Here is a 13,715-nt window from a genome sequence, read left to right as displayed (position 1 = left end):
GCGCCGGGGGAGGTGAGCCCGCTTACACTAGGCTCGTGGGTCACTTGCACACGGAAATATTCACTGCGCTCGGCGTCGGCATCGGCCACGTCTCGCTCGGCGACACCGGCGTCACGGCGCTGGTCTCGCGGGATCCGCAAGGCATGATCGGAGCCGTTGACGTGCGCGGCGGGGGACCGGGCACGCGCGAGACGGACCTGCTGGCACCCCACAACACGGTCGAGCGTGTCCACGCGATCGTGCTCGCCGGGGGCTCCGCCTTCGGGCTCGCCGCCGCCGACGGCGCGATGGGCGAGCTCGAGGCCCGCGGCATCGGCTTCGAGGTGTTCGGCGAGGGAGTGGACGGCCCGAGGGTGCCTATCGTCCCCGCTGCCGTGATCTTCGACCTCGTCGTCGGCGACAGCGCCCACCGCCCACGAGCCGCCGACGGCGCGGCTGCCGTCGCGGCGGCGCTTGACGACGCCGCCCCGGCCACCACCGGCAGCGTCGGCGCCGGCTGCGGGGCGACGGCGGGTGTTCTGCGCGGCGGCTTCGGCATCGCGTCGATTGAGGTAGAGGGCGCGCTCGTCGCGGCCGCTGTGGTGGCCAACCCCATGGGCTCGGTCATCGACCCCGCCACGGGGCTGCTCTACGGCGACCCCACGCAGCCCGCCGTCGAGCTCGACACCTTCAACGCGCTGGAGCGCCCAGGCCCGAAGCTCAACACCACCATCGGGGTGATCGCCACCAACGCCCCGCTTCGCCCGGCGCAGCTGCAGCGCCTCGCCATCGCGGGCCACGACGGGCTGGCCCGCGCCGTGCGCCCCGCGCACTCCCCGCTGGACGGGGACACCTTGTTCGCCGTGTCCGTGCCCGCGGGGGTCGGGGCGTTGGAGGTGGGCGTCGATAAGCTCGCTGCTCTGACTGCCGCCGCCGCGGACGCGGTCCAGGCTGCGATCGTCGACGCGGTCGCCCACGCGACGGGGGCTTACGACATCCCAGCGTGGTGCGATATTGTCACCACCGACGGCTAAGCAGCACTAAGCTGTGGGGCGATGACTCAGAACTATCCTTTCAACCCGCCGAGCGCCTCGCAGCCCAGCGGCGGTTTCGGCGCCCCCGGATACCAGCCCATGGGAGGCCCGCTCGCGCCCTCGCAGCGGCAGTACGCCAAGAGCCCGAAGCAGAAGCGCGCCACCGGCTTCGCCTACGCCTTCGGCTACCTCGCGGTGATCTGGACCGTGTTCATTGTCAACACGGTGATTTTCGGCGGGAACCTGAACTACTTCGGCATCCATCCACTTGACCCGGCGGCTCTGCCGCACATTTTTACCTCACCATTGCTTCACGCCGGGCTCAGCCACATTGTCTCGAATTCAATCCCGGGCGCGGTTTTCTGCTTCCTCATCGGATATTCGGGCTCGCGGGTGTTTTGGGAGGTCACACTCATCGCATGCGTCATCGGCGGACTGGGTACGTGGTTTACCGGTGGGATCGGCACGAACCATATCGGTGCCTCCGGGCTGGTCTACGGTTGGCTCGCGTACCTAGTGGTGCGCGGCTTTTTCAACCGCTCGATCCAGCAGATCTCCCTGGGTGTGCTGCTCGGGTTCCTCTACTCCGGCCTGATCTGGGGCGTTGTGCCAGGCAGCCAGGGCGTGAGCTGGCAGGGCCACCTCTTCGGTGCGATCGGTGGAATCGTTGCGGGCATGTTGATCACCTCCGATGACCCGCCCGAGCTGCAGGCTAAGCGCGAGCAGCGCCGCGCGGCCAAGGGGCAGCGCCGTGCCTGATACTCGACCAATCGGAGTTTTCGACTCCGGGCTCGGCGGGCTGACAGTCGCGCGCGCGATGATGGACCAGCTGCACAACGAGTCGCTCATTTACATCGGCGACTCCGCTAACGGCCCCTACGGCCCGCAGCCGATTGCCGACGTGCGTATCCACGCGCAGAACATCGCCGACGAGCTTGTCGAGCGGGGCGTGAAGATGTTGGTGATCGCGTGCAACACGGCCTCGGCGGCGTTCTTGCACGATGCGCGCGAGCGTTACGACGTCCCGGTGGTCGAGGTCATCCGCCCCGCTGTGCGCCGTGCGATCGCCACCACGCGCAACCACCGCGTTGGTGTGATCGGAACCATAGGAACAATTAACTCCGGCGCGTATCAAGATTTGTTCTCCCTGCAACCCGGACTCGAGGTGACCGCGGCAGCGTGCCCCGCGTTCGTTGAGTTCGTCGAGCGCGGCGTGACCTCAGGCCGGCAGATTCTCGGCGTGGCGCAGGGCTACCTCGAACCTCTGCAGGCAGCCGGGGTGGACACTCTTGTGCTCGGCTGCACCCACTATCCGCTGCTCTCGGGCATTATTCAGCTTGCCATGGGTGACAACGTCACGTTGGTGTCCTCAGCTGAGGAGACGGCCAAGGATGTCCTGCGCGTGCTCACGGAGCGCGACCTGCTCGCCCCCGAAGGCCCCGATGCGCCCGCGCCGACGCGTGTGTTCGAGTCGACCGGGGACCCAGAGACGTTCAACCGGCTCGCCGAGCGTTTCCTCGGGCCGCAGATCCGCGCGGTTGGCCGCGACTGACGCGCCGCGCGTTCGGTTAGATTCCGCAGCGGTTTCGTGGCATGGTGTTCCCATGAAATTGACCATTCTCGGGTGTTCCGGCAGTCTCGCCGCGCCGGGCAACCCAGGATCTTCCTACCTCATCACGGTGCCGGGCCGCTCCGGCATTTTGATGGATTGTGGTCCAGGGGCGCTCGCGGCCCTGCAGGAGGTCCACGACCCGGCCGACGTGCATGTGTTGTTTAGCCACCTTCACGCCGATCACTGCTCGGACACCGCTTCGCTGGCGATCTGGCGTCGCTTTCACCCGACGGCGCCGGCGCGCCAGCGCCACATGATGTTCGGGCCGTCGTACACGAAGCTGCACATCGGGCGGATGGGAGCCGACGGCCCTGACGAGGTCGATGACATCACCGACACCTTCGACGTGTCCACCTGGGTAGCGAACAAAGCGGTGGAGATTGACGACATCACCGTCACCCCAGTGCCGGTGGAGCACACCGCGCTCGAGTCGCACGCGCTGCGCGTCGCCGAACGCTCCACGGGCAAGGTCCTGGCGTTTTCCGGCGATTCCGGCATGACGCCCACGCTTGTCGACGCCGCCCGCGATGCCGACATCTTCCTCTGTGAGGCCGCCTGGGGCCCGTCTGCTGAGGGCAAGCCCGGGGGAATGCACCTCTCGGGCGCCCAGGCGGGGGAGATCGCGCGCCGCGCCGGGGTGAAGACCCTGGTCCTGGTCCACATCCAGCCGTGGGCCGACAAGCAGGCCACATTGGAGGCCGCGCGCGGTGAGTTCGACGGCGAGATCCTCCTCGGCGCTGCGGGAGATGTGTTCGACCTCTAGTACCCTGGCGGTCATGACTGACCCGAAGACTGATTTCACCCGTTTAGATGGCCGCGCGTTCGACGAGATGCGGCCCGTGCGCATCACGCGCGGATTTACCACCAACCCCGCGGGCAGCGTGCTCGTGGAGTTCGGCGCAACCCGCGTGATGTGCACCGCCTCGGTGGAGGTCGGCGTGCCGCGCTTCAAGAAGGACTCGGGCGAGGGCTGGCTCACCGCGGAGTACGCGATGCTGCCGTCGGCGACGCACGAGCGCATGCCACGCGAGTCGATGAAGGGCAAGGTCAAGGGCCGCACGCACGAGATCTCCCGGCTCGTTGGTCGCTCCTTGCGCGCCGCGGTGGACCTGGCGCAGCTCGGCGAGAACACCATCCAGCTCGACTGCGATGTCCTCCAGGCTGACGGCGGCACCCGCACCGCCTCGATCACCGGTGCGTACGTCGCCCTCGCTGACGCGATAGCGTTTCTAAGCGAGCGCGGTCTGGTCCCCGGCGAGCCGCTGCTCGCGCCGGTCGCTGCTGTCTCCGCCGGGCTTGTCGACGGCCACGTGGCCCTCGACTTGCCGTACGAGGAGGACTCGCGCGCCGAGGTGGACCTGAACGTGGTGATGAACGACAGCGGAAACTTCGTAGAAATCCAGGGCACCGGCGAGCACGGCCTATTCGGGCGCGCGGAGCTCGACGCGATGCTCACCGTCGCGGAGAAGGGCTGCCGTGAGCTCATCGAGGCGCAGAAGGCGGCGCTCGGGTGGTAAAGGTTCTCGTCGCCTCCGGAAACCAGAAGAAGCTCGCGGAGCTCGAGGCAGTCCTCGCCGAGCTCGGGATTGCGGGCGTGGAGCTGGTCTCAATGCGCGACGTCGACGCCTACCCGGAGCCCGTCGAAGACGGGCTGACGTTCGAGGACAACGCCCTGATCAAGGCCCGCGCGGGAGCGGCCGCGACGGGGCTGGCCTGCGTGGCGGATGATTCCGGCCTAGCCGTCACCGCGCTCAAGGGCATGCCCGGCGTGCTCTCTGCGCGCTGGTCGGGCACGCACGGTGACGACGCTGCCAACAACGCGCTCCTTTTGGCCCAGATGACGGACATCGCGCTGCGCGACGCCGCGTTCGTGTCCTGCTGCGCGCTGGTCGGGCCGGCGGGGGACGAGTTCACCGCCGAGGGGCGCTGGGAGGGCCAGCTGCTGCGCGAGCCCCGGGGTGACAACGGCTTCGGCTACGACCCGATTTTCCAGCCGAACGACGCCGACGGCCGCTCCGCGGCGCAGCTCAGCGCCGCGGAGAAGAACGCACGCTCGCACCGCTCCCGCGCGCTTCGGGCCTTAACCCCGCACATCGCGGACCTGGTTAGCGCTACAGTAAGAGAATGATGAAAAACAAGAGCATTGCTGCAGCAGCTACCATCCTCGCCTCCGGCGCGCTTCTCGCCGCCTGCGGCTCTTCCAGCGACTACGACGGGGCATGGTCGGGCACGGCCACCCCGGCGGATGCCACCAAGGGCGAGACCCAGGCGCAGATCACCGTCAACGGTGGTGACTGCGAGTGGACCGTGACCGAGGCAACCGGCGAGACCAACGACGCCGAGTGCGAGCGCGACGGCGACGAGTTCCAGTTCGTCGACCCGAAGACGGGCCGCGACCTGAACTACAACGCCCAGCTCAACGGCGACACCCTGACGCTGAACCCGGACAATGGCCAGGCAGAGGGCTTCGGCACGATTGTGCTCACCCGTGCAGCGACCAGGTAGAAACCAAGTAAAGAACTAGCCCGTGAGCTGGAAGGTGCGCTGCACCTCACGGCGGCGCTTCGCCTCCACGAAGAACGACATCAACGGCACAACGCCAGACAACGCGGTGGTCAGCCATTCAGCGGCGGACCACCGCGCTTTTGTGCCTAGGTTGAGCGAGGCCATGAGGAACGCGATGAAGGCCAGCCCGTGCACGCGCGCGACCCAGTCCAGCGCGCTGACGTCTAAGTTGAGCAGGTACTGCATCACCATGCGCACCACCAGCAGGAGCAGGAGCACACCGGTAATCCACGCGGTGGCGGAGAACAGCTGCAGCGCGGTTTTCACGCGGCGCTGGCGCTCGGGGTGAACCTTGGGAGTGGCATCGGGGGTGTGCGTCATGTCCTAGCTTTCTTCGTTGGTGTACTGCCCGCGGCGGGGCTGGTTTAAGGCGTTGAACTCTTCGACGTCGAGTTCCGGGCGGGGCGGCAGGAAGGTGTGGTCAATCTCCGTTTGTTCGTCGTCGCCGTAGCGGGCCAGGTCCGCCTGGTACAGCTCGTCGAGGCTGCGGCCTTCGTTCACGGCGTCAATCTTCTCGTTTTCCATGCGCAGGCCCACGCGGTAGGCGTAGACAAAAAACGCGCCGAAGAACGGCCACTGCAGGGCGTAGCCCAGGTTCTGGAAGGTTCCGGTGCCGGATTGGTAGCGCGTCCACTGCCAGTAGGCGAGCAGCAGTGACGTGATCACCGCGACGATGAGCAGCACGATGTGCCACGCGCGGACCCGAATACGGGAGCGCTGGCGGGGCTCGGCTGGTTCACTCACACCACGCGAGTCTACCAACATCATCCGAAAGTTCGACAATCGACTGTTGCCGTACTATGTGTTCATGGAAACGCGAAAAATGAGGGTTCTCGAGGAACTCCAGCTCGTAGACAAGGAAACGCGACGGCTCGCGCCGAAAGCGGACGTCCTGTTAAGTCAGCTGGAGGGGGAGGCCTTCACACCGTCGCTTCAAAATTCGATGATCCAGGTCGCGAGTGGGTCGCACGGCGACGTGACGTCGTTACGCGATGAACTCCTCCAAGGGCGCGCGAAGGTGAGCTCGGTCGCGGAGCCGCTGGGGCTGGGGATCGCCGCGGCCGGCACGATGCCCCTGGCGCACCGCGCGAGCCTGGCGATTACCCCGCGCAGCCGCTACATGGAGATGAGCGCCGACTACGCGCTCTTGGCCCATGAGCAGCTTATTTGTAGCGCGCAGATCCACGTCGAGGTGCGTGACCGCGACCAGGCTGTGGCGGTGTCGCCGGGCGTGAGCCGGCACCTTCCTTTGCTGCTGGCGCTGTCGGCATCGTCGCCGTTTAGCGTCGAGGGCAGCGACACCGGCTACGCCAGCTCGCGCGATCTCACCGGGCAGCGCTGGCCGACGAGCGGGCCGTTTGCCCCGGTGAGCAACGCGAAAGAGTACGACGAGCTGGTGGACACCCTCATCAAGGCGGGCGTGATCGCGGATGAGGCGATGATGTACTACAGCCTGGCGCCGTCGATAAGCAAGCCCCTGCTCGAGCTGCGCGTGTGCGATTCCTGCCCCTCGGTGGACGCGATTTCCACCATCGCGGCGCTGTTTCGCGCGATGGTTGTTCGCGAGGCAGCGCTTGTCGACGCCTCCACGCCGACGCCGCCGCTGAATCCGACCCTGCACCGCTCGATGATGTGGCGTGCCTCGCGCTCCGGGCTCGAAGGCAGCCTGATCTGCCCCGAGACGTACACGCCGCGACCTGCGGCCGAGGTGCTGCGCTCCACGGTCGAGCTGCTTACCGACGAGCTGCGCGCCAGCGGCGACCTCGAGATGGTCACGCGCTTCGTCGAGGGCATCATCCGCACCGGCACCAGCGCGTACCGCCAGCGCCGCGCCTACCGTAGCCGCGGGCGTCTTGACGACGTGGTGGATCAGCTCATGTCCGAAACCGTCGGCTGGCTCACCGAGTACAAGGGCACGGAGGGCTCGCTGTTTGGGGCGTACCGCCCGACGACGTGGGTCCAAAGCGGCTACATCGACGAGGCCGTCGAGCCCAGTGGCGCCGACCGAGACGTTTACGCAGGCGTGCTCACCACCGCCCGCGAGCTCGGCGCGGTGGAGCTGCGCAAGCAGCAAACCATGGCGGATCGCGACCTAAGCGCCGCGGGTGTGACGTTCCGGGCAACGGGTATGGACACCCAACAGGCGTTTCCGATGGACATGGTCCCGCGCATCATCACTGCGCGCGAGTGGGACCACCTCACCGCCGGCGTGGAGCAGCGCGCCAAGGCGCTCAACTTATTCCTCAACGACATCTACTGCGACCAGGACATCGTCCGTGACGGGATCGTCGGGCTCGACATTTTGGAAAAGTCCCCCGGCTACCGCTCAACGGGGCGCGCCGCGTGGCGCGACACCGTGCGCAACCACGTGTCGGGTTCGGACCTGATCTTCTCGGAGGCCGGCTGGCAGATCCTGGAAGACAACGTGCGCCAGCCCTCCGGCATCGCTTTCGGGGTGGAGGCGAGGAAGATGATGGAGCGCAACTACCCGGAGCTGTTCGCCACCGCGCCGCAGCCGCTGAACGATCCCACCGAGGGCTACGCGATGATGGGCGAGACGCTTGCCGCGGCGCTGCCGCCGCACCCCCAGGACGACCCTCGCATCGTCGTGGTTACCCGCGGCAAGGATGACCCGAGCTACTTCGAGCAGGTCAAGATCGCGGAGGTTTCCGGCATTGACCTTGTCTTGCCGCAGAACCTGCTGATCGAGGACAATGTGGCGTGGGAGGTCGGCCCCCGCGGGCGCCGCCGCATCGACGTAATGTACCTGCGCATGGACGAGGATATGTTCTTATCCTCGCGCGGGGCCGACGGCGCAGAGCTGCGCTACAAGATCCTGCGCGCGATCACCGCGGGCAACGTCACCGTGGCTAACGCGCTGGGTAACGGCGTCGGCGACGACAAAGCCGTCTACGCCTATGTTCCGCAGATGATCGAGTACTACCTCGGCGAGAAGCCGATCCTGGCGTCGGTGCCGACCTACCTGTGTGCGATCCGCGAGCACCGCGACCGCGTGCTGGAGCGCCTTGACCAGCTCGTGGTCAAGCCGATCGACGGCTACGGTGGCGCCGGCATCACGATCGGCCCGGAGGCGGGCGACGAGGAGCTCCAGGAGCGTCGTCAAGAGCTCCTGGTCAAGCCCGAACAGTTCGTGGCCCAGGAGGTCGTGGGCCTGTCCACCCTGCCCACCTTCGACGGGGCGGCGATGCAGCCGCGGCACGTGGACCTGCGTGTGTTTACTCACCTGCGCGCCAGCGGTTCAGGTGTTACCGTGCATACGGCGCCGGCGGGGCTCACGCGTGTCGCCCCGGCGGGCTCGCTGGTGGTCAACTCCTCGCGCGGCGGCGGCGGCAAGGACACCTGGATTGTGACGGAAGGGCAAACATAGTGCGCGAAGACGTTCGCTTTACCTACGGGCCATCGCTTAGCCCGGACGGCTCGGAAATCGCGTTCATCGCGCGTGACGACGCCTACCCCTACGCGGTCCAGGCCACCATCCTGCCCGATGGCAGCGTGGGCAAAGAGCGCCCCGTCAACATCCCAGTCGACGGCCCCGTCACACGCGTCCTGCACTCGCCCGATGGCAAGTGGCTGGCCTGCGAGGCCGCGCCGAAAGGATCGGAGTACTCCGAGATCTGGCTGGTCACGACCGACCCTTCCGACTCCTCCGCCAAGGGTGTGAACACCCCGAGCGACCTGCGGGTTCGCATCGTTGAATGGGACAACGAGTACCTCGCGGTGGCCGCGTTGCAGGACGACGGCATCACTGAAGCGCGACTGGTGGACCCCTTTAGCGGCACGACCAAGTTGCTCGATCGCCGCGCCGACGCGATGCTTGTGGATTGTGAGGGGGGCTACTCGCTGATGTGCGTCGGCCCCCGCGGTAACCGGGAGCTGCTGCTGATCCACCCCGACGGGACGTGGCAGCCCATTCTACCGCCGGACCCGGGCTCCACCGTCGACGAGGGCGTGGTGCTCCCACTGGGCGAGGGCGACGAAGGGCCGCCGTCGCTGGTGATCCACGGCGACTGGGGTGCCAACCGGCGCCGGGTCATGCGCATTGATTTCCGCGACCGCCAGCCGGAGATGACGGTGATCGCCGAGTACGGCGACGCCGACGTGGAACAACTCGTGTTCAGCCGCAACAAGCGCGTCGCGGCCGTGTTGTGGTGCCGCAACGGCGTTTCCCAGCTTGAGGTCATGGCGTTGTCGCGCAGCCTTCGTGTGTCGGCGCGGCGCTCAATCCAGCTTCCGGGCATGGTGGCCTCGTCGCCGTCGCTGACCGAGGACGGCTCACTGTTGGCGCTGACGGTGCAGGGCCCCGACGTCAGTCCCCAGGTGAAGGTTTTTTCCCCGAAGGATGCGCTCGGCGAGTCTATGCGCGGGGCGCAGATCAGCGAGAACACGCCCGACCACGTCAGCTACACCGCGCGCGATGGCCTCGAGCTTTCCGGTTGGCTGTACCGCAGCGATGACCCGGATGAGAAGAGGCCCATGCTCATCCACCTGCACGGCGGGCCGGAGGGCCAGTCGCGCCCGGAGTACCATGACGTGCTCACGGCGGTTATCCGCGCCGGGATCAGCGTGTTTACCCCGAACGTGCGCGGCTCCTCCGGCTACGGGCGCAGCTACGTCAACGCGGACAACCGCTACGGCCGCTTCCGTGGTATTAGCGACCTGGCCGACACGGTGCGCTTCCTCGTCGCCGCGGGTTTGGCGGACCCCGAGCGCGTGGCGGTCGCGGGTCGTTCCTACGGCGGGTTCCTCACGCTGCAGGGCATGACGGCGTTTCCGGAGTTGTTTCGCTGCGGGATCGCCGCCTGCGGCATGAGCGACATCCAAACCTTTTACCGCGATACCGAGCCGTGGATCGCTAGCGCCGCGTACCCGAAGTACGGCTACCCGTTCCACGACGCGCAGCTTCTCAAGTGCTTCTCGCCGCTTAACGACGCCGACAACGTCGCCGCCCCAGTGATGTTCATCCACGGCGCCCACGACAACAACGTCCCGCCGAGCGAGTCGCACCAAATGAAGGAGGCTCTCGACGCCCGGGGGATCCCGACGCGCCTGCTGATGTTTGACGACGAGGGCCACGAGTTCCTCAAACGCCAGAACCGAGCCCGGATCGCGGAGGAGATGCTCGACTTCCTTGGCACCCACGGCATGATTCCGTCGAGCTAGTCGGGCCATGTAACATGATGGTTTGCACGCGCCCGTGGCGGAATTGGCAGACGCGCTGGATTTAGGTTCCAGTGTCTTCGGACGTGGGAGTTCAAGTCTCCCCGGGCGCACTTTCGGCCTCGGGGTGGGCGCTGTGCCAGTGCTGCTTTTCGCGCTCGGACTTCCTGTGGTTGCGCACGGCGACAATGCCGATGACTAGGCCAATCACGATGGGGATCCAGATCCTGGAGTACTCCATGAGGAAAACCAGCCACGCGGGTGCCTCGGGCAGGTTGATCTCTGGCCACTCGATGGTGGGGGTGGGCAGGTAGATCTGCGGCAGGGTCGGCACCGGTAGGTAGATCGAGGGCAGGGTGATCTCGACGTCGGGCAGGAACTGCAGCAGCCATTGGAGGATTCGGCCCACGAGCGGGCCAAGGATGATCACGGCCAGCGCCCAGCCGCCTTTGCCCAGGCCCTGTGCCAGGGGATACGCGACCCGTTTGACCGCGCTGGACTCCATCTGGGTGCGGCGTTTGTGCCCGCGGCTTCCCTCCGGCGGGTCGAACTCAACCACAGTCGGGCCCTCGCGGTAATCGACGCTGAGCACGTCGTCGAAGAAGTTCGCCTCAATCGACAGATGGGGTTTCGAGCGATCCGCAACGCCGAAGCTCGAGCGCATTTTCATGCTTGGCGACGCCAGCGGGATGCGCCCCGAGGAGATCGTGGAGTAGCGCGCCACAACGCGCGAGCCCACCCACACCTGTAGTCGCGCCGGCGGGTTGGCGCGCAGATCCCCGAGCCGCTCGCGTATCGACGCCGTAGCTGAAGTGGTCCGAAACTCCCGCGCCGCGTCCTCAGGCGTGGCGGGCCAGTCGGGGTAGAGCTCGGCGAACTCGGCGTCGTAGCCGCGCTCCAGGGTGATCGGGCCGCGTTCCGGGTGGTTCAGTGTCCACACTTCCATGGCTTAGCGCTCACCCTTGGCGGTCAGCGCGCCGCCGAGGGCTCCCCCGAGGGCGCAGACCAGGAGCACGCCGACGGCGTAGATCCACGTGCCGGGGTTGTACATCAACAAGGTGGACACCCAGAACATCGCGGCGGCGGTGAACGGGAAGGACCAGGTGAAGCGGAACCACGTGGCGTCGATAAGCCCAAGCGCGAACGACGCCACTGGGAGGTAGACCAGAAGCGTCGTTGTGGTGGCGCGAGCCTGAAGGCTCAGCGCGAGCAGCGCGGGCACGACGATCAGAGCGGCGAACGCCAAGGCGAAGCTGGAATACTGCCAGCCAGAACGCTCGGGATTGGTCGTCTCAGTGTCTGCCATAGCGCCCACCTTAGGGGCTATGGCAGGCAGTGGCTAACGCTACGCCTGCTTACCCAAACCGCGGCTGAGGGTGGGCCAGGAATCGGCCACGGCCCAGTGGAAGGAGTTCCAGTTGTGGGTGCCCTGCGGGTAGAAGCGCGCGTCGTGATCGATGCCACGCGCGTTCAGGCGCTGGTGCAGCACGTGGGTGCAGATGTTGGAGGCCAGGTCGATGCGCCCGCCGATGGTGACGAAGTTGAAGGCGAGATCCTTGTTGCCCGGGTCCACGATGTTGCCCGTGGTCAGCGACTCCATTCCCGCCAGGCCACTCGGCGAGGAGATGAAGAGGTCCAAATCCTTGCCCTGGAACTCAGGCGAGAGCTTCCTCAGGTTCAGCATCGGATCGTAGGAGCGCGCGTACTCGCCATTCGGGTCGCCCCACACATCCTCGAAGGTCAGCGGGATGTGGGCCGAGGCGAACACGGCGTCGGCGGCGATCTTGCCCAGTGGGCTGGTCGTCGAGGCGCAGCCGGAGATCGAGGCCACGCCGTCGTAGATGCCCGGGTTGTTCTGGGCGAGGGACAGTGCCGAGGTAGCGGACATGGACACGCCCATCACAGCGCGCTTGCCGTTCGCACCGAGGTACTGCTCCACCCCGGCCGGGAGCTCGCGGGCGAGGAAAGTGTCCCACTGGTCAGGGCCCTGGATCCAGTTGGTGTAGTAGGAAAACGCGCCGGAGGTAATCATGACGACGTTGACGCCGCGGGAGGTGTAGAACTCCGCCGCGTCCGTGTAGGCGAACCAGCCGGTGCCAGCGTCAAGGCCGTTGAGCAGGTAGATCGTCGGTGCGTTGTCGCGCAGAGCGGGATCTTTTGGCCGCGCAATCAGCATGCTCTCCCGGCGTCCCATCACCGGCGAGTAGGCCTCGGCGTACTCGACACCGCGGTTACCAATCGCCCACAGCTCTTCAGCGGTGAGCTCGCGGGACGGCTCGGTGAAGATCTGCGCTGGCTGCACGGTCGGCTGCTCGCGGGTAACCAGGGGCGCATCCTCGCCCGACGAGCCGCCCGTCGACGAGCCTGTCGACGACATGGAGGACAGCGGGTTGGGCATTTGCGCAGATGCCACCGCGGGCAGCGTTGCGCCGAGCGCGGCGGTGCACACAGCGGCCGTGAAGCGGGCCGTGAAGCGGGCCGTGAAGCGGGCTCGGCGGGAAGCGGCTGATGTCGGTGTCACGGTTTTCCTATCGACTAACTTTTGTAACAAATGGTTTATGGGTTAGATAGCATAGTTGAGACTTGAAACTATTTCACAAAAGAAAGGAGTGGTGTTACATGTCCTCACGGATCGCTACACCCTTTGACCCCGAGATCTGGGATCCGATTATCGATGCCGTCACAAGCGTCTTCGGCCCGCTCGCACAGCTCAGCGCACCGATTTCCGCTCTGGCCTCATCGACGTTCGGCCTGCTGTAGCGCGTCAACCCTGCTGCGTGGGGTGGCACGAAAACAACGCACGCCAGCGCAAGCGGGACGTGCGTTGATTTCGTTTTTGCGACGCCAGTGTTGTGGCTACACCGGCCAATCGCGCAGAATCCGCTCGACGTGGCCCGAGGCGCGAACGTTGTACTGCAGCTGCTCGATCGTGCCGTCGGCGCCGACGAGGAAGGTCGAGCGGATGACGCCCACGACCGTTTTGCCGTAATTCTGCTTCTCCCCGTACGCGCCCCACTCGCTCATCACCGTCTTCTCGGGATCGGAGAGCAGCTCGATGGTCAGGTCATGGTCGGCACGGAACTTTGCCAAGGCCTCGGGCGCATCCGGGCTGATTCCGATGACGTCGACGCCGGCGTTTTCGAAGTCGCTGAGCTTTTCGGAGAAGTCACACGCCTCTGCCGTACAGCCCGGCGTGTTCGCGCGAGGGTAGAAGTACACCAAAACCTTGCGGCCGGCGTAATCCGACAGGGCGACAGTCTGGCCACGGTCGTTGGTCAGGCTGAAAGCGGGGGCGGGATCTCCAACGTGTAAGCGGGTATTTTCGGTCATGCCTTACGGTTTTACAC

General features: G+C 66.3%; 16 protein-coding genes and 1 tRNA gene. 11 read left to right on the top strand and 6 right to left on the bottom strand.

Annotated elements, in window-relative coordinates; translation table 11 throughout:
- Window positions 1–35 precede the first annotated feature (35 nt).
- The 7 genes from RIU96_RS11650 to RIU96_RS11620 are packed head-to-tail and all read left to right on the top strand — an operon-like array spanning window position 36 to window position 5,130.
- Window positions 36–1,013: a P1 family peptidase gene (locus RIU96_RS11650; protein ID WP_144317904.1), complete on the top strand. Its 978-nt coding sequence runs from the start codon at window positions 36–38 to the stop codon at window positions 1,011–1,013.
- 21 nt (window positions 1,014–1,034) lie between these two features.
- Window positions 1,035–1,772: a rhomboid family intramembrane serine protease gene (locus tag RIU96_RS11645; protein WP_144317905.1), complete on the top strand. Its 738-nt coding sequence runs from the start codon at window positions 1,035–1,037 to the stop codon at window positions 1,770–1,772.
- Window positions 1,765–2,565, top strand: coding sequence for a glutamate racemase (gene murI, locus RIU96_RS11640; RefSeq protein WP_144317906.1), 801 nt, complete (start codon window positions 1,765–1,767; stop codon window positions 2,563–2,565). The genes RIU96_RS11645 and murI overlap by 8 nt, the downstream gene beginning before the upstream one ends.
- A gap of 52 nt (window positions 2,566–2,617) precedes the next feature.
- A complete protein-coding gene (locus RIU96_RS11635; protein ID WP_136652888.1) occupies window positions 2,618–3,388 on the top strand; it encodes an MBL fold metallo-hydrolase in 771 nt (256 codons plus the stop codon).
- Window positions 3,389–3,401: 13 nt separating this feature from the next.
- Entirely contained in the window at window positions 3,402–4,142 is a 741-nt protein-coding gene (gene rph, locus RIU96_RS11630; RefSeq protein ID WP_144773538.1) for a ribonuclease PH, read from the top strand.
- Window positions 4,136–4,753: an RdgB/HAM1 family non-canonical purine NTP pyrophosphatase gene (gene rdgB / locus RIU96_RS11625; protein ID WP_144317908.1), complete on the top strand. Its 618-nt coding sequence runs from the start codon at window positions 4,136–4,138 to the stop codon at window positions 4,751–4,753. Before rph ends, rdgB begins: the two co-directional genes overlap by 7 nt.
- Entirely contained in the window at window positions 4,753–5,130 is a 378-nt protein-coding gene (locus RIU96_RS11620) for a hypothetical protein (RefSeq protein WP_144318608.1), read from the top strand. The genes rdgB and RIU96_RS11620 overlap by 1 nt, the downstream gene beginning before the upstream one ends.
- A 15-nt stretch (window positions 5,131–5,145) precedes the next feature.
- Here the strand turns inward: RIU96_RS11620 and RIU96_RS11615 are convergent, their stop codons facing one another.
- Window positions 5,146–5,511 carry a DUF3817 domain-containing protein gene (locus tag RIU96_RS11615; RefSeq protein ID WP_136652885.1) on the bottom strand — a complete coding sequence of 122 codons (366 nt, stop codon included), beginning with the start codon at window positions 5,509–5,511 and terminating at the stop codon, window positions 5,146–5,148.
- Window positions 5,512–5,514: 3 nt separating this feature from the next.
- Entirely contained in the window at window positions 5,515–5,958 is a 444-nt protein-coding gene (locus RIU96_RS11610) for a hypothetical protein (RefSeq protein WP_136652884.1), read from the bottom strand.
- Window positions 5,959–5,998: 40 nt separating this feature from the next.
- On the opposite strand from RIU96_RS11610, the gene RIU96_RS11605 reads away from it, so the two are divergent.
- The 3 genes from RIU96_RS11605 to RIU96_RS11595 all read left to right on the top strand — a co-directional run bounded on the left by RIU96_RS11605 (window position 5,999) and on the right by RIU96_RS11595 (window position 10,481).
- Complete coding sequence (locus RIU96_RS11605; RefSeq protein WP_144317909.1) at window positions 5,999–8,578, top strand: carboxylate--amine ligase/circularly permuted type 2 ATP-grasp protein; 2,580 nt, start codon at window positions 5,999–6,001, stop codon at window positions 8,576–8,578.
- A complete protein-coding gene (locus tag RIU96_RS11600; RefSeq protein WP_144317910.1) occupies window positions 8,578–10,371 on the top strand; it encodes a S9 family peptidase in 1,794 nt (597 codons plus the stop codon). Before RIU96_RS11605 ends, RIU96_RS11600 begins: the two co-directional genes overlap by 1 nt.
- A 28-nt stretch (window positions 10,372–10,399) precedes the next feature.
- Window positions 10,400–10,481 (top strand) — tRNA-Leu (locus RIU96_RS11595).
- Here the strand turns inward: RIU96_RS11595 and RIU96_RS11590 are convergent.
- The 3 genes from RIU96_RS11590 to RIU96_RS11580 are packed head-to-tail and all read right to left on the bottom strand — an operon-like array spanning window position 10,463 to window position 12,889.
- Window positions 10,463–11,314, bottom strand: a complete 852-nt coding sequence (locus RIU96_RS11590) for a hypothetical protein (protein WP_144317911.1) — start codon at window positions 11,312–11,314, stop codon at window positions 10,463–10,465. The genes RIU96_RS11595 and RIU96_RS11590 overlap by 19 nt on opposite strands.
- 3 nt (window positions 11,315–11,317) lie before the next feature.
- Window positions 11,318–11,674 carry a hypothetical protein gene (locus tag RIU96_RS11585; RefSeq protein WP_136652880.1) on the bottom strand — a complete coding sequence of 119 codons (357 nt, stop codon included), beginning with the start codon at window positions 11,672–11,674 and terminating at the stop codon, window positions 11,318–11,320.
- A 39-nt stretch (window positions 11,675–11,713) separates the two neighbouring features.
- A complete protein-coding gene (locus RIU96_RS11580; RefSeq protein ID WP_311205004.1) occupies window positions 11,714–12,889 on the bottom strand; it encodes an alpha/beta hydrolase in 1,176 nt (391 codons plus the stop codon).
- A gap of 98 nt (window positions 12,890–12,987) precedes the next feature.
- Here RIU96_RS11580 and RIU96_RS11575 point away from each other — a divergent pair, with 98 nt between their 5' ends.
- Complete coding sequence (locus tag RIU96_RS11575; protein ID WP_153257537.1) at window positions 12,988–13,128, top strand: hypothetical protein; 141 nt, start codon at window positions 12,988–12,990, stop codon at window positions 13,126–13,128.
- A gap of 96 nt (window positions 13,129–13,224) precedes the next feature.
- Here the strand turns inward: RIU96_RS11575 and bcp are convergent, their stop codons facing one another.
- Window positions 13,225–13,698 (bottom strand): thioredoxin-dependent thiol peroxidase, encoded by a 474-nt coding sequence (bcp, locus tag RIU96_RS11570; RefSeq protein ID WP_136652878.1) that lies wholly within the window; start codon window positions 13,696–13,698, stop codon window positions 13,225–13,227.
- Between the last annotated feature and the right edge of the window lie 17 nt (window positions 13,699–13,715).

Origin of the sequence: Corynebacterium sp. Z-1, from assembly GCF_031844665.1 — a bacterium.
Classification (GTDB): Bacteria; Actinomycetota; Actinomycetes; order Mycobacteriales; family Mycobacteriaceae; genus Corynebacterium; species Corynebacterium sanguinis.
This window is presented reverse-complemented; position numbering and strand designations above follow the sequence as displayed.

Excerpts from the sequence above, each read along its gene's own strand:
- RIU96_RS11645 (WP_144317905.1), top strand. The coding sequence starts at position 1,035 with ATGACTCAGAACTATCCTTTCAACCCGCCGAGCGCCTCGCAGCCCAGC.
- RIU96_RS11635 (WP_136652888.1), top strand. The coding sequence starts at position 2,618 with ATGAAATTGACCATTCTCGGGTGTTCCGGCAGTCTCGCCGCGCCGGGC.
- rph (WP_144773538.1), top strand. The coding sequence starts at position 3,402 with ATGACTGACCCGAAGACTGATTTCACCCGTTTAGATGGCCGCGCGTTC.
- RIU96_RS11620 (WP_144318608.1), top strand. The coding sequence starts at position 4,753 with ATGAAAAACAAGAGCATTGCTGCAGCAGCTACCATCCTCGCCTCCGGC.
- RIU96_RS11615 (WP_136652885.1), bottom strand. The coding sequence starts at position 5,511 with ATGACGCACACCCCCGATGCCACTCCCAAGGTTCACCCCGAGCGCCAG.
- RIU96_RS11610 (WP_136652884.1), bottom strand. The coding sequence starts at position 5,958 with ATGATGTTGGTAGACTCGCGTGGTGTGAGTGAACCAGCCGAGCCCCGC.
- RIU96_RS11605 (WP_144317909.1), top strand. The coding sequence starts at position 5,999 with ATGGAAACGCGAAAAATGAGGGTTCTCGAGGAACTCCAGCTCGTAGAC.
- RIU96_RS11590 (WP_144317911.1), bottom strand. The coding sequence starts at position 11,314 with ATGGAAGTGTGGACACTGAACCACCCGGAACGCGGCCCGATCACCCTG.
- RIU96_RS11585 (WP_136652880.1), bottom strand. The coding sequence starts at position 11,674 with ATGGCAGACACTGAGACGACCAATCCCGAGCGTTCTGGCTGGCAGTAT.
- RIU96_RS11575 (WP_153257537.1), top strand. The coding sequence starts at position 12,988 with ATGTCCTCACGGATCGCTACACCCTTTGACCCCGAGATCTGGGATCCG.
- bcp (WP_136652878.1), bottom strand. The coding sequence starts at position 13,698 with ATGACCGAAAATACCCGCTTACACGTTGGAGATCCCGCCCCCGCTTTC.